General features: G+C 39.0%; 13 protein-coding genes. 1 reads left to right on the forward strand and 12 read right to left on the reverse strand.

The features are described from left to right. Positions 1 to 31: 31 nt before the first annotated feature. A complete protein-coding gene (locus L3V46_RS13765) occupies positions 32 to 1777 on the reverse strand; it encodes a ShlB/FhaC/HecB family hemolysin secretion/activation protein (protein ID WP_239046007.1) in 1746 nt (581 codons plus the stop codon). A 588-nt stretch (positions 1778 to 2365) separates the two neighbouring features. Between L3V46_RS13765 and L3V46_RS13770 the strand changes: the two genes are divergently transcribed. Then, positions 2366 to 4330 carry a molecular chaperone gene (locus L3V46_RS13770; RefSeq protein WP_239046008.1) on the forward strand — a complete coding sequence of 655 codons (1965 nt, stop codon included), beginning with the start codon at positions 2366 to 2368 and terminating at the stop codon, positions 4328 to 4330. Positions 4331 to 4380: 50 nt separating this feature from the next. Here the strand turns inward: L3V46_RS13770 and L3V46_RS13775 are convergent, their stop codons facing one another. From L3V46_RS13775 to moaCB, 11 genes are all read right to left on the reverse strand, one after another. Continuing rightward, positions 4381 to 6081 carry a molecular chaperone HscC gene (locus tag L3V46_RS13775; RefSeq protein ID WP_239046009.1) on the reverse strand — a complete coding sequence of 567 codons (1701 nt, stop codon included), beginning with the start codon at positions 6079 to 6081 and terminating at the stop codon, positions 4381 to 4383. Positions 6082 to 6356: 275 nt separating this feature from the next. Beyond that, the gene (locus L3V46_RS13780) at positions 6357 to 6977 is read right to left on the reverse strand and encodes an ATP-binding cassette domain-containing protein (RefSeq protein WP_239046010.1); all 621 of its coding nucleotides are present in this window, start codon (positions 6975 to 6977) and stop codon (positions 6357 to 6359) included. A gap of 4 nt (positions 6978 to 6981) precedes the next feature. Continuing rightward, positions 6982 to 7671, reverse strand: a complete 690-nt coding sequence (gene modB, locus L3V46_RS13785; RefSeq protein ID WP_004820372.1) for a molybdate ABC transporter permease subunit — start codon at positions 7669 to 7671, stop codon at positions 6982 to 6984. 9 nt (positions 7672 to 7680) lie between these two features. Continuing rightward, the gene (gene modA / locus L3V46_RS13790) at positions 7681 to 8424 is read right to left on the reverse strand and encodes a molybdate ABC transporter substrate-binding protein (RefSeq protein ID WP_239046011.1); all 744 of its coding nucleotides are present in this window, start codon (positions 8422 to 8424) and stop codon (positions 7681 to 7683) included. 41 nt (positions 8425 to 8465) lie between these two features. Next, positions 8466 to 9254 carry a formate dehydrogenase accessory sulfurtransferase FdhD gene (gene fdhD / locus L3V46_RS13795; protein WP_239046012.1) on the reverse strand — a complete coding sequence of 263 codons (789 nt, stop codon included), beginning with the start codon at positions 9252 to 9254 and terminating at the stop codon, positions 8466 to 8468. A gap of 81 nt (positions 9255 to 9335) precedes the next feature. Then, positions 9336 to 11765, reverse strand: a complete 2430-nt coding sequence (locus L3V46_RS13800) for an FdhF/YdeP family oxidoreductase (protein ID WP_239046013.1) — start codon at positions 11763 to 11765, stop codon at positions 9336 to 9338. A 124-nt stretch (positions 11766 to 11889) separates the two neighbouring features. After that, positions 11890 to 12369, reverse strand: coding sequence for a molybdenum cofactor biosynthesis protein MoaE (locus tag L3V46_RS13805; RefSeq protein ID WP_004820364.1), 480 nt, complete (start codon positions 12367 to 12369; stop codon positions 11890 to 11892). Position 12370: 1 nt separating this feature from the next. Beyond that, positions 12371 to 12622 (reverse strand): MoaD/ThiS family protein, encoded by a 252-nt coding sequence (locus tag L3V46_RS13810; protein ID WP_154130229.1) that lies wholly within the window; start codon positions 12620 to 12622, stop codon positions 12371 to 12373. A gap of 48 nt (positions 12623 to 12670) precedes the next feature. Then, the gene (locus L3V46_RS13815; protein ID WP_239046014.1) at positions 12671 to 13294 is read right to left on the reverse strand and encodes an NTP transferase domain-containing protein; all 624 of its coding nucleotides are present in this window, start codon (positions 13292 to 13294) and stop codon (positions 12671 to 12673) included. A 35-nt stretch (positions 13295 to 13329) separates the two neighbouring features. Then, entirely contained in the window at positions 13330 to 14547 is a 1218-nt protein-coding gene (locus tag L3V46_RS13820) for a molybdopterin molybdotransferase MoeA (RefSeq protein WP_239046015.1), read from the reverse strand. After that, on the reverse strand, positions 14544 to 15467 hold the full coding sequence (gene moaCB, locus L3V46_RS13825; protein WP_239046016.1) for a bifunctional molybdenum cofactor biosynthesis protein MoaC/MoaB: 924 nt from the start codon (positions 15465 to 15467) through the stop codon (positions 14544 to 14546). The genes L3V46_RS13820 and moaCB overlap by 4 nt, the downstream gene beginning before the upstream one ends. Positions 15468 to 15487 lie beyond the last annotated feature (20 nt).

Here is a 15487-nt window from a genome sequence, read left to right on the forward strand (position 1 = left end):
AAAGTTGCATATGGACATGGGATGTAATGGATTAATACATCCAGTTCAGGCTAAATCCTGTAGTCACATTGTCTGTTTTAAAGTGGTCTGGTTTTTTTAACGGCGTCCCAACAAAAACGTCATAATTGACCGATTTTAAGACTTGCCCACGTAATCCAAAGGCAGCACCCATTAAACTTGTTCCCAGCAATGGATTTGGTTCATGTGCGGTTTTACCCCCCACTTCACCATAGTCAATTCCTGTGTACCATTGCATCGGAAGCTTAAACATCGAGCCACTGATTTCATTACGGACTAAAAATCCATTATCTGCCAATAAAGTTTGTTCACCATCAAACCCTCTTACGGTATAGCGATTCCCAATCGAGAATCGATCTTGTGGGGTCAGTGGTTTTTTACTGTACTGTGTTCGCCATTCAGCAAGATACTGTAGCGATTGATTACCGACTTTAAATGGCACTTGCAGACTGGCATTGGCTTGTAAAATACCGACATGGGTATAGGCTTCGCCAAATTGCTCTTCAGGTGCATGCATTGCATTAAATGCACCTGTACCGCGTTTATAGGTTAAATTGCCTGTTAAAGTCGCATTGGCTAGATATTCTGTATGATCCAAACTGGCTTTCCAGCCACCGGTTTTTCGACGTTGTACTTCAATTTCTACATCATTGATGAAGTTTTGTGATTCCCGATACCATCCTCCCACACTGGCGGTGGTTTTTCGTTTGGCATCACGGTAAAGTACCCGAGATAAATCGGCCCCAATCAGTTTGCTTTTGCCGCTATAGCTATAACTTTCACTGGCACCTGCAACCGTTTGGTTATAATCAGACTGGCTATAACTGGTGCTGAGTAACCAATATTTGAGTGGAATGCTATAACTTAAATAATAGCCGTCCGTTCCGCGTTTACCTTGATCTCCCCCACCCAAATCATGGTTATAACTGCCATAAAACAAGTCATTTGCAGTAAACAGATGGTCTAAAGATAAGGTTGCTGTGCCTTGGTATTTCCCAGTTGAATCTGAGCCTGCATCATCAACACCTAAATGAATCCGGTAGGGTTTTGATTGTTGCCATGCCAACTCTAAATCACTATAGCCAGGTTGGTTACGCTGTTCTGAGGGTTTGATTTTAAAGTCAGCCTCAACAGTCGGCACGCGTTTAAAGTTTTCTAAACCTTGTTCAATATCCCGAATATTTAAAATATCCCCAGACTGAACAGGCAAGGCGTTAAATTTGTGAGCACGCTTAGACGTCCCTTGAACAAATTGAATTTGATCTACTTTCCCAGCAATCACTTGCAGTTTAATCTCACCTGAAGCAATGTTCTGTTGAGGTAACAGCATGCGGGTGGTGACATAACCATGACTAATAATACTGTTTTGAATTAGATCTAAGGCTTGGTTTAAGCCTTGTACCCCAATACATCGGCCAATGAGATTATGTTGGCCTTGCGTGACGGGACGCATCGCAAAAGTAAATTGACGTGCATCATCCCCAATCAATACAAATTTTTTAATTTTAAAACACACGTCTTCGCTGTTTGATTTTAGATATTGCAGTTGTGCTTGGGTTTGAAGTTGTTTTTCTAGTCCCGTTTGCACTACAGCTTCGGGCTGTAATTGCTTTTGTAATGCTTCATCACGTTGTTGCTGACGTTGAGTAGGATTTAACGTCAAAGTTGGATTTGATGGTGGTTCCGCAGCCTGAGTCGTTGTTGCTAAAATCGTTAAAAAAACAGCTAAAGAAACTTTATTTAATTCTAAATTTTTCATGTCAATAGTAATTGTGATGTATTTCACGTTTTATTATTTCGAAATTATGACATTTTGTAAATAGGACAAGCTGTATAGATTAGCTTAATTTATGCTTTTTTCACTTTGACTTCATTTGAGTAATTAAAAACCTAGACCTATTAAGCTTCTCCTCTCGCTCTTCTTTAAATAAAGATTAAGCATTATTTTAAATATTTATTATTTATCAAAAATTTAAACAATTTCATTTTTTTTAATTTTAGTTTTTTCCACTCTTTTAACGCTGAGGTAAGCCGCATTGTGATTGTAATAATTTTAAGTATTTAAGTTCTATACATAGCTGAGTTAAATACATATTAAAACCATGAACCAAAGTAATTTTTAAAAATTTTTAAAGAATACCCTGAGATGTATAATTTTTAAGCGACCAGAAGCCTTCGTCTAATGAGCTTGAGTATTTTTTTAGCAATCATCTATTTTTCATTATTCTAAGGCCCACACTAATTGTAAATTCAGCCAATATGATTAAAATGTTTGAACTAAAATCATCTTACCCCTACTTTATCTGGGTCCAAGATGCATACTTAACTAGAAAAATGAGTAGAATAAATGACAGCCTGGCAACGACTGGCAATAGAACCCACTTCAGATCAACGGGAAATAAAGCGGGCTTATGCAAGACAACTGAAAACCATTGATCAGGATACGCAAGCTGAGGCTTTCATTTTACTAAGAGAAGCCCTTCAGGAAGCACAGGCTGAAGCAGAAATGATGGCCTATGAATCTGAATACGAAGAAGATGTAACACCGTCAATTATTTATGATGTCAATGTAACGACGGATACCGACATATCTTCAACTACATCTACTCAAATTGAAATATTATTTGTAGATCTTGAACAACAGATTACCTCACAAAATATTAAATTTAATATAACGGATGCAATTATACAATTTGGGATCGCCTTACAGGCTGTAAGTGATCAAAGTGTAAAGACAGAATATCTGGAACGATTAAAATATTTATTACAGCAGTTTCAGTTGGAAGACTTCTTTGAGCTTGCCAGTTGTACCGCTATTACAGATCCATCTGCTTTAGAAGATACTGTAATTCATCATGATCAGGAATACTCATATCACCAGACCTCAGCAGATACGGATATCCCTGATCATGAAAGTGCTTCACCTTTAGCTCAGCTTCATCAGGTTAGCGATGCACTCTGGGATCAGAATATTAGTGATACTGTATTTGATAAATTTACCCAATTACTCACTGAGCAATCTGAGCTGACGCTGGCCCAGCAGATTCAAATCAAGGATCAGCTCCTCGGACCTCTTGCTGAAATTGAAGCTGATGTGCTAAATCCCGAATATTCACGCTTCCTTGATCTGTGGAATACTATCTATTCAGATGATATTCATCATTACGATTATGCTTACTATAGCAATGTTTTGCAGTCTAAATTGGATACTTATCAGAGCAACAAATTATTGCTGCAAAGTTTACCATCTGAGCGAAATCAACTATTACAGCTACTGTCAGGCACACAGAAATTTCAGCCTTTCCGCATGCTTAAATTGCAAAGACAGCTTCGCAAAGATCATCCTCAGCTCAAAATAATGGATCTCCTTAACCAGTTTCATTTATCAAATACTGAGCAGAATATTAATTTCAGTTTTCTAAAAAGTTTAGCTGTAAACAAAAAATTTATTGTTATTGATCTAATATTTGCGATGAGTACCTTTGTATTTTTGCAGACATTTTGGGGAAAGCAGCTCACAGGAGCAGCCATTTTACTGAGCACAGCAGTCTTCAGTTTACTTTTTATTTTTCTGATTCAGCCAGCTTTTCATGCAATCATGACGACAGATTCAGATCAAGAAACACGACTAATCCGATTCAGTCAAATCTGGTTTCTAACCGGATTGGTTTTGTGCAGCTTTATCCATTGGTTTAATCCTACCCTACATCAGGTTCTGAGCTATGGTTGGATACTTCTTTCTGTCTTTTTATTTGGTTGCCTGCAACTGGTCGCAAGGCCTGATATGAATCAACTGCTGCAAAGTAGCTATATTCATTTCGACAGATGGATGATGTTGGCTGGTCTGGCTACTCTGTGTGGTGGCTTCGCATTTATATATTATACCGTCGGGCATCCGAACTATCCTTGGTTACTGGTATATAGCTTAATTCCTGTTGGTTTTTTACTTTTACCAGACTCTTTTAGACCACTGTTCGCTATCTTTGGTTACCGCAAGCAACAGCATAATTTAACGGATAAGGCTATTTTCTACAGAAGCATTGGTATTGTGTGTCTACGCCTAATCTGGATGTTTAGTTTTACCTATTTTCTCGTATCTGCTCAATCCCAACCCTATATGTATTTAGGTTGTATCGGATTCGCTGCTTTACTCCTAACAACCCTCAACACCAGAAAATTCTCTTCGTGCTTAAAATACCTATCCTATCTCGGGATAATGTACCTAACCCTTATGACCTATATTATCCCTTTGGTCATAGGTTCTTATCTGTTTCTTAGTATAAAAACTAAACGGGAACAGAATATTTCATAAGGAAATACAGGACATCAGTATAATTGGCTGATGTCATACAAGATTGATCATCAATACTCATCAAAGAGCTTCAGGTCTTCAATTTCATTGAGAAATTTCTCGAAATACTGACGTACTTCTCTGATCTGCCTATCATCCTGTTGGTTCAGTATTTGGTGAAAATGCTGAGTGCGCTCCCCAATCTGTAAACGCAGATCGCCAGTATGTTCGCTATACAAGCGTTCGGCACGAAGTAATAGGCTTTTGTTCACTAAATTTTCACGCGGATGAATCTTTAAATCCTGCAACTGTTTACGGGCCTTTTCGACTTGTTCTTTAGACATAGTACTCTGATGATTAACAACCACTTTCTGTAAATTCTCACCTGTGGCTGGGATATGAACATCTACATCAAGAACACCATTGGGATTATAGGAAAAACGCACCTCAATGGATAAGCACTCATCATTGGCTGGTAAAGCAACTGTTAATTCCCCTAAGAAAATATTTTCACTGCATAGCCGATGCTCACCTTGATATATCTTTACGAATATCTCGCGCTGTCCTTTATTCATTGCAGTATAAGTATTGACTCGACTCGCAGGAATCACAATATTACGTTCCAAAATTGGAGAAAACTGATCATCTGATCCCACTGCTATACCCAAACTAAATGGGCAGACATCTGTCAACACAACTTCTTTGAGCGTTTGATCCTTAGCCTTTAGCCCTGCTTGTATCGCAGCGCCACGCACAATTGCTTCATCTGGCTGTATGCTGGTGGATGGAAATCGACCAAAAAGTTTGGTGACAAGTTTACGAACAGCAGGTATTCGAGTTGCTCCACCAACCATGATAATCTGATCAACCTGTTGTGGTAAAATCCGCGCATCCCTTAAAGCCCGTTCAAGTGGTCGACGTAACCGCATTAATAATGATTCAGCCCAATTGGTCAGATCATGCTGGCTAATATCCAGACTCGCTTCCTTACCATCCCATTTAAAAGTGAGTTGGGTTTGGCTCTCTTTACTCAGTACATGGAGGGTATGCTGCGCTCTCGCCTTTAAAGCGATCTCAATATCATGAGGTATGGTACTTTCTGTAAAATTAAAAACATGCGCATGTTGCTTCCAAAACTGCTTTATCAACAGCTGGACAAAATCATCACCACCAAGATAATTGTCTCCTGCACTGGCACGCACTTCGATGACACCATCGAATAATTCAACAATGGATACATCAAATGTGCCACCACCTAAGTCGAAAATCAGGAAACAACTGTCATCAGTCTGTCCAAGTCCATAAGCAAGTGCTGCTGCTGTTGGTTCATTGATTAATCGACTGACTTTTAAACCAGCCAATTCTGCTGCGGCAATAGTTGCCTGTCGCTGGATATCATTAAAATATGCAGGCACTGAGATCACCGCTTCATCAATCTCACATTGTAACACCTGCTCAGCATCCTGTTTTAAAGATCCTAAAATAAGCGCAGAAAGTTCAGTCGCAGAAAAATCCTGCTGCCCCAGCTTCAGCCGTTTTGCTGTTCCCATCAATCGTTTGAAACTGGTGAGAACCTCCCTTCCACTACTTCTCAGTTCCAGTGCAGCCTGACCGATAAGCATCTGCCCCTGTTCATCCAGTGCAATTGCTGAGGGTGTTAATTTAGTGCCATAAACGTTTTCAATAATTCGTGCTTGACCATTCTCAAACACACTGACTAAGGAATTACTCGTTCCAAGATCTATTGCTATTAAGGGTTTTAATGCTGTCATTGTTATCTGGTATTTTAATGAAAATAGAAATTAAGTTTATAGCTATTCTAGTAGATCAGAATTACTTTTAGCAACTGAATACACAGGATAAATTGATTCCGTATAACGTCTTGTAAAACAGCCAATTACAGTGTACTCAAAGCGCTAAAATGACATAACACCATATTTTAGATGTTTAGAAGAGTCATAAGAGTTCTTGTTTGATTCGTTCACATCCCCCACTTAAATCACCAAAATTTCAAAGGATGAATTAAATTAAACTCAATCGATAATCATCATAAATGCCAAATGGTATCTGTTAACAGTTTGACTTCCTCGATATCATGAGTCACATATAACATAGGAATTTTAATCTCATTCTTTATTTGTTGAAAGAATGGAATAATTTCAGCTTTATGCTCTGCATCTAAGGCTGATAAAGGTTCATCTAATAGCAGAATATTCGGCGAATATAAAATCGCACGCCCCAATGCCACGCGTTGTTTTTCGCCACCAGACAGATGTATTGGCATTCGATCAAGTAGATGGCTCAGCTTTAATAATTCAATGATATAGTCCAACTCAAACTGACGTCGATCAATATCAATTCGGTTATATCCAAACTTTAAATTCCCCATAACATTTTTATGTGGGAATAATTGGGCATCCTGAAAGACTAACCCCACACGGCGTTTTTGAGTGGGGATATTTATTTTTGTTTCATGATCAAACCAAGTATCTCGGTTCACTTTGATCCAGCCTTGTTGTGGCGTACGTAAGCCAGCTATCGCATTTAAAATACTGGTTTTACCTGAACCAGAATGTCCAAATAATCCCACAACACTTTCATCAGATTTAAATTGCTGATTTAAATTAAATTTATCAAATTTCAAGGTTATTTTAAAATCAAAATGCATTACGTTAACTCTGTTTTTTCTTTTGATAGCGGTGAAACCACTGTGCAAACCATAATGCCAAAAATGCCACAGTCAATGAAATCATAATCAGACGTTGTAATGCATGATTCATATCAGGCTGTTGCATCAAACTATACATCGCAAGCGGCAAAGTTCTGGTTTCACCCTCAACATTGCCCACAAAGGTAATGGTTGCGCCAAACTCTCCTAAACTACGACAGAAACATAAAATTGCACCAATTAAAATACCGCTACTCGCTAAAGGCAAGGTCACATGCATAAAAGTTGAAAATGCAGATGCGCCCAAAGTTTTTGCAGCCATTTCTAGCTTTTGATCAACAAGCTCAATCGCCAGACGAATCGATTGTACCAATAATGGAAATCCCATCACTGCCGAAGCCAAGACTGCACCTTTCCAATTAAATGCAAAATCTAGGCCGAACTCCGTTAAATATTTCCCTAAGAAGCCTCGATTACCAAAAACTTGTAAAAGTAAAAAACCTGGCACAACTGGCGGTAACACCAAAGGTAAAAAAATCAATGTTTCAAATAATGATTTTCCGAAAAAATCTTTACGTGCCAAAATCCAGCCAACGATAATGGCTGGAATCAAGCTAAAAATCAGACAAAAACCAGCAACTTTACAAGAGAGTTTTAAGACTTCAATTTCTGCTGGTGACAGTACATCAAACATAACCGATTTCTAATTGAGAACGCTAAAGCCATATTTTTTAAATATAGTTTTAGCTTCATTGCTTTGTAAATATTGATAAAACTTAACAGTTTCAGGGGTCGGTTTTACCATCCCCATTGGGTAAACAATCGGTGTATGCGTGTTTAACGGAAACTCAGCAATAACCTTAACGTTTGGACTAATTGCAGCATCAGTTAAATAAACAATTCCCACATTACATTCACCACGTGCCACAAAATTAAGTGCGACACGAACATCTTCTGCTTGCACTAAACGCGGCTGAATTTTTTCCCACCACTGTAATGAGGTCAAAGCTTGCTTCGCATACTTTCCAACAGGAACACTTTTGGTATCGCCTGTACAAAGCTTGCCTTTAAATGCGGTAGTTGGGTCAAATGACGGGGTCATTTTGAATTTTATGTTTTGATTTTTCGGGCTAATCAATACCAAACGATTACCAAGTAGATTCTTTCTATTTTTAGGATCAATCAATTTTTTATCTTGTAAATAATTCATCCACTGCTCATCGGCAGAGATAAACAAATTGGCTGGTGCCCCTGCTTCAATCTGTTTTGCCAGTGTCGATGAACCTGCATAAGATGTTTTAATTTTTATATTATTTTTCTTTTCATATTTTTGATCTAGTTCTGCTAGAACATTGGTTAAACTGGCTGCAGCGTAGACTGTGATTGTATCTTCTGCATAAGTATGGCCCATGGCAAGCAAACTTAAACTAAATAAAATTTTTTTCATCGACATCTTCCTTTGAATAACAAAAAATTGTTCGCTAAGCATTACTGACTATAAAGGACGAAACCGTCACCCCGACAAAAGCTTGCCAATGTGAGACCTGAAGCTTGTGCTATCTCTATTGCCAGACTGGTAGGCGCAGAAATTGTTGCAAGTAATGCGATATTTAATACAACACATTTTCTAATCAGTTCATAACTTGCTCGACTGGTCATCACCACAAATCCTTTTGACAAATCAAAGTTCTCTGCTGAGATATGACCCAGTAATTTATCTAGCGCATTATGTCGTCCAACATCTTCAAAAATAGCATGAATGATCCCCTCCACAACCCAAGCAGCAGCATGCGCTCCACCAGTCACAGCGGTAATCTTTTGCTGGTTTTTTAATTGTTTGATTGCGTTAGGAATTTCTCTTAACCATTCTGATTGAATTGTAGAACTAATTTTTGGTAATGAAAATTGAAGTTGTTGAAGACTTTCTATACCACATAAACCACATCCTGTTCTACCAATCAGCATTCTGCGATGTACTTTTAATGCCATAAAAGCTTTTGATGAAATTTTCATCTCAACCTGTATACCAAAATTGTTGTGAATAATATCAAGCGAGTAAAGTTCTTTTAAACTTGCAATTATTCCTTCAGAAAGACTAAATCCTTTTGCAAACTCTGCGATATCAGTTGGTGTAGCCATCATCACAGCATGAGATATACCGTTATAAACCAATGCAATCGGATATTCTTGAACAACCTGATCAAACTGAACATCTGTTTTATCTTGATCAAATCGTGTAATTTGAACTGACGCATAACCTGAAAATTGTGGTTCCAACTTGAGCTTTCCTTACCATTCAGGATAGCAACCATAGGTTACTATCCAATTTCACGTTTCCTGCACTAAACCAGTAAATAATTAAATCTCAACCTTTTTTTCTGCATTCTCAGGATCGACTTCAGTAAATAAATTGAAGTGCTCAGGTGCATCGCCAGCATGTAAAATAACAGGAACACTTTTTGAAGCTGGAATCTTGGCATATTGATCATGACTTGAAAGCGCAACCAGTGGGTTGGTTTCAGGATAATAGGCGGCCAGACTTCCTGGTGGAATGTTATAGGGAACGATTCGGAAACTTTTCACGACTCTTTTTACCCCATCAGAGAATACACTTTCAATATCAACCCATTGATCAGCAACAAAACCAGCTTCTTCAATATCTTGTTGATTTATAAATAATACACGGCGCTGGCCAAACACACCTCTATAGCGGTCATCTAGGCCATATAAGGTGGTATTGTACTGATCATGCGAACGAATCGTCATTAAAGTGTAGACTTTACTCTTTGTATACTGGGCAGAAAATTGATTTTCTTGATCGTTATAGACTTGGGTTAATGGCGTAATCAGGAATTGTGCTTTACCCGCGGGGGTATTCCAAACTTTAACATTGGCAGGATGAATAAGATGGAAACCACCCGGTTGATAGGCTCGCCCATTGAAATCTTTAAATTCCTCAAAAACCTCTTCAATAGAATCACGAATACGATCATAGTCCTCAACATACCAACGCCATTTAATTTTAGAGTCAGGTAACGTCGCGTCAGCCATTCGTGCAACAATATCAGGTTCAGAAAGCAAGTTCTTTGATGCAGGTTCATTGCGCCCAGCGGACAAATGAACATTACTCATTGAATCTTCAACTGAGATCGCCTGATTCCCTTTCAGTTGCTTATCAAGTTCGGTACGACCCAAACATGGAAGAACCAAGGCGTCTTTACCACACACGAGATGGCTACGATTGAGTTTTGTTGCGATATTTACCACCAGCGAGCAGCGTTTTAGCGCTTCTTGAGTATATGGGGTGTCAGGTGTCGCAACTGCAAAATTCCCACCTAAAGCAATAAAGACTTTAACATCGCCCTCATACATCGCTTTAATCGTTTCTACCACACCATAGCCATGTTTACGTGGCGATTTAATGTTGAAAACACGATCAATATCATCCAACATTTTTTCACTTGGTAATTCATTGATCCCCATGGTCCGATCACCCTGCACATTACTGTGCCCACGAACTGGACATAGGCCTGCTCCCGGACGACCAATCTGTCCTTTCGCCAAAAGTAAATTAGCCAACATATGAACATTCGCAGTGCCGTGTCTATGTTGTGTTATGCCCATTCCCCAACAAAAAATTGAACGCTTAGACTCGCAAAACATTTTAGCAATTGATTCTAAGTTTTCTGGAGAGAGGCCTGAATACTGATAAATATCACGCCATTCTGTTCGGTCAACTTCTTTTAACATTTCATCAAAACCAACGGTATTCTCAGCAATATACTGCCGATCAAATACCCCCGTTTTACCTGCGAATATTGCCTGCTTATCCCATTCATGAAGATGCTTCATCATACCTAACAGAAGCGCATAATCTCCACCAATTTTCGGCTGAAAATAAAAGCGACTAATGGGCGTGCTGCCATTCGTCATCATCTCAATTGCTGCTTGAGGATCCTGAAAACGCTCTAACCCACGTTCTTTGATTGGATTAATCGCAATAATATTTCCACCTCTACGCGATACTTCACGTAAAGTTCCTAACATTCGAGGGTGGTTGGTACCAGGATTATGCCCAAAGCTAAATACCGTATCCGCTTGATCAAAATCATCTAAAGTAACGGTCCCCTTGCCGAGCCCAATTGAATCTTTCAAACCAATACTGGTGGTTTCATGACACATATTTGAACAATCAGGGAAGTTATTTGTTCCATAACTTCTGACAAATAACTGGTACAAGAAAGCCGCTTCATTGCTTGCCCGGCCAGATGTATAAAATGCAGCCTGATCTGGATGATCCAAAGCTTGAAGATGTTGAGCGATAAGCTTAAATGCATCATCCCAAGAAATTGGGACGTACTTATCTGTAGCCGCGTCATAACGTATTGGATCTGTGAGTCGCCCCAAATCTTCGAGGTAAAAATCATTTTGCTCAGCTAACCAACTTACCGTATGATGCGCAAAAAATTCTGGAGTAACTCGCTTACTGGTTGCTTCGAATGCAACAGCTTTTGCACCATTTTCACAAAAGTTAAATGCGTGCGTATCTTTTTTTTCAGGCCATGCACAACCAGGACAGTCAAAACCTGTCGGCTGATTAATATTCATTAATGTAATTGAGCCTTTGGCAAAGACTTCTTGCCTTTTTAAATTTCTGGCAACACTCAACAAAGCGCCCCAACCACCAGCTGGGTGCGTATAGGGTTCGATACGCGCGAAATTGGTATTTTCCTGAATATGGCGTTCTTGGCCTTCTGTTTCAGGTTTATTTTGTTCTAAATCGTTCATTTGAGTGCCCTCTTTAATGGCTTATCTGATTAAAAAATCAGCTCAAGAAAAAATTCATTTACTTTACATGGTAACTTTTCATAATAATCATTCTTATAACTTAAGCAGCTTAATTTACAACGACTTAATGAGAATGTGAATTCAAATGAAGATGTTTATGCGAAACATCGTCATCTTTTCGGATACAACAGCCAGCGACATATTCACTAGAACCATCTGAGTAAAACTCTTCCTTCCAGACTGGAACTTCATGTTTTACACGTTCTACAGCCTCTTCACACGCCATAAAAGCTTCTCTTCGATGCGGCGCATAAGCCACTGCGATGATTGCTTTGCCTCCGATTTCTAGAGCGCCAATTCTATGAATGACCTGAATATATGATACTGCATATTTGTTTTGTATTTCTTGCTCAATTACACGAATCATTTTTTCAGCAATGGGCGTATAAGCAGTATATTTTAGTGCCTTAACACTGCGACCTTCATGGTGATTTCGAACAGTTCCAATAAAAATTCCAATACCACCACATTCAGGAAAATCATCGATGGTTTTAAAATCATCTAAACTCAGATCCGTTTCCTTAATCCGAGATCCATTTGTCATGTTAGCCTCCTGCTACAGGGGATAATAAAACCAATGTACAATGGTTTGTTAATCGATGTCGACGGGGAATAATTTCTTCACCAATCGCACATGCGCACTTCTCTAAAAGACTAGCGCAATCAGGATATTGATCAGAAATTTGCTGCAAAATTTCTAAGACCATACTACTTTCAACACAAGAAAAAATTAAATCTTTAGGTAACAGCCTTTCAATTGCACCATAAGTTTCAATCTTAATTTGAATCTCTGCCATTTAACACCTTTGCTTAAGCATAGCGCCACAGTGAATATTCAGGGCGAACTAACTTGAATTTGAACGACTGAATATGTGTAATTCTTCACGGTATAGTCTTAGCTCCTGTTCTGAATTAATGCTATGGAAACTTATAGGGTTTTCATATTTAACGACTTGTGGCTTTAAATCATCAAAGCACTTTCGAATACTTAATTGCTCGTTAGCCAAATGCTTTTCAAGCGTAGCTAAGCTGTCTCTTTTCAACAAGCAAAAGGGGTAAAGGTTTTGTTCGTTTATAGAGATAAATACAGCTTGAGAATTTTCTGCCTCCAATAAAGTTTGATGCATTTTTGATAAGACATCTTTAGGGATAAAAGTAATATCGCAGGGAATGAACAGAATATAATCTGTAGTTACATGTGCCCATGCGCTTTTCATTCCCATTAATGGCCCTAAAAATCCCGCCTGATCATCTGAAAAACAGGCTATTTCAGCGATGATCTCCTGATAAACAATACAGTCCTGATGACTATTTACCCAAATTTTCGCAACCTCATCACAAAATTGATGATAGATTTTAAGCAGTTGCATTTCATGATCAAACTGCTGCAAAAGTTTGTTTTTACCTTGCATCCGTCTAGCTTGACCACCAGCTAAAATGACTAAGTCAGTATTTGGATATTGAGACATTTTTATTGTTACCCAAGCGTATTAGACTCAAAATACTAAAGACGAATGAACTCAATGAATTTGGGGCAATTTTCAGTATTGTTAAACACTGGAATTCGACCAATAACATTCGCTTCACTTAAGTTACTTAACATATGCGATTGCTGTTTTTTGAGTTTTGAAACATTAAGTTGCCCTTGCTCATTAACATTCAATTTCATACGCAACAGTTGCTCCCGACTATCACCTTTTACAGCCTCACTTAAGCTTGCCTTCTCCCATTCTGGTTTGGCTTCTTTTAAACCTTGCATCGCTTTAAGCAAAGTGAACACGTGGATTTCTAAACAAACAAATACTGCTGCTGGATTACCCGGTAACCCTAATAAATAGGAAGTCTGGTTTGGTTTTTTATATTCAGCAAAATAAATCGGTTTGCCTGGTTTCTGAGCAACTTGCCAAAAAATTTCATTTGCCCCTAATGCAAGAGAAACAGGACGAATCAAATCATAATCTCCAACTGAAACCCCACCAGTCGTGATAACTAAATCGTAATGATCTAATGCATTTGCTAAAGCCTTTTTCAAGACAATTTCGTCATCTATCACATGTTCTAAATGGATCGAGTAAAAACCTCTTTCCTTCAACCATGTTAAAACCATTGGCGAATTCGCATCAAAAACCTGAGCGCTATTATCAAGACTTTTGCTGACTTCATCGCCTGTAATCAATACAGCAATACGAGGACGGTTAAAAACACTGACCTCTTTTACCCCTGCCATACTTAGTGATGCAACTAAGCCACTTTTTAGATATTGGCCCTGCTTTGCCAATATTGTCCCAATAGATAATTCTTCGCCTTGATAACGAATATCCGTCCCTTTGTTAAGCGCTTGATTTAAGCTGATTCGGCTATCTAGTTTAGATACTATTTCTTGTCTGGCAACTGTATCAGCCGAATCTGGCAATTTACCGCCTGTAAAAATTCGAACACATTGTCCAGACTCGATCTGGATATATTCTTCAATACCTGCGCGTATTTCTCCAACCAATTCAAACACGGTAATACCAGCAAGAATATCTTCACTTTTTAAGGCATAGCCATCTACTGCACTCTGAGTAAATAGAGGTAATGCAATCTCAGACAGAACATCTTGTGCCAGATAATGTTGATGTGCTTCTACCAGTGGCAGAGTCTGAACCGCTCGCGATTCAACCGTAGAATAAGCTGCCAATGCTTGATCTAAACCTATTAATCCTTGACCAGAACAACTCATTCATAACCTCCTGGGTGTGGTAAGTCTCGACATACATCAAAGATATGCACTAAGGCAGGTAAAATCGCTGCCATAGATTCAGATGCGCCACCACGACTGCCTGGTAAAGTAATGACTAATGATCGGTCAATAAAACCAGCTACACCACGAGACATTGCAGCATAAGGTGTCCGTCTTTGCCCAAAAGCACGTGCCGCTTCCATCAGGCCATTCAGTTCTCGTTCCAATAATGGTTCTATCGTATCGACAGTAATATCGCGCTTACCTATGCCTGTCCCACCCACCGTAATAATGCATCCATAAGATTGCACCAATTCTAAAATCAATTGTTTTAATTGCAAAGGCTCATCAGCGATGATTTGATAGTGAATTGGATCAAACCCAGCCTCAGTTAAGGTTTCAACCACAGAACGTCCCGCAGTATCAGGTTTTTTACCAGAAGCAACACTATCTGATAACACAATGACCGCAGCTGATACAGCTTGTCGAAGATGGCGTTTATAGTGCGATTTCCCACCTTTTTTCAATTCAAGCTTGCAATGACCGATCATCAGTTCATCTGGTTCACAATGCGGTTTCAACATGTCATAAATCGTGAGCGCAGCCAGACTTGCGGCAGTTAAAGCCTCCATTTCCACACCAGTTGGTGCAATCGTTTCTACGGTTGCCGTAATCTTGACGCGATCTGCTAGTATTTCAAAATCGACATCAGCTCGATAAATAGGTAAAGGATGACAAAGCGGAATAAGCTCATCGGTACGTTTGGCTGCAAGAATCCCCGCAATTCGTGCTGTTTTTAGTGCATCGCCTTTTTCAGTATTGCCCTCTGCTAATAATTGTAAACAATGCGGAGGCGCGAATAACTCTGAACTTGCTGTAGCAATACGATAACTCTCAGGCTTCATGCCTACATTTTTCATAAAAAATCCTGTCAATTTAA

Origin of the sequence: Acinetobacter sp. AG3 (assembly GCF_022343575.1) — a bacterium.
Lineage (GTDB): Bacteria > Pseudomonadota > Gammaproteobacteria > Pseudomonadales > Moraxellaceae > Acinetobacter > Acinetobacter guillouiae.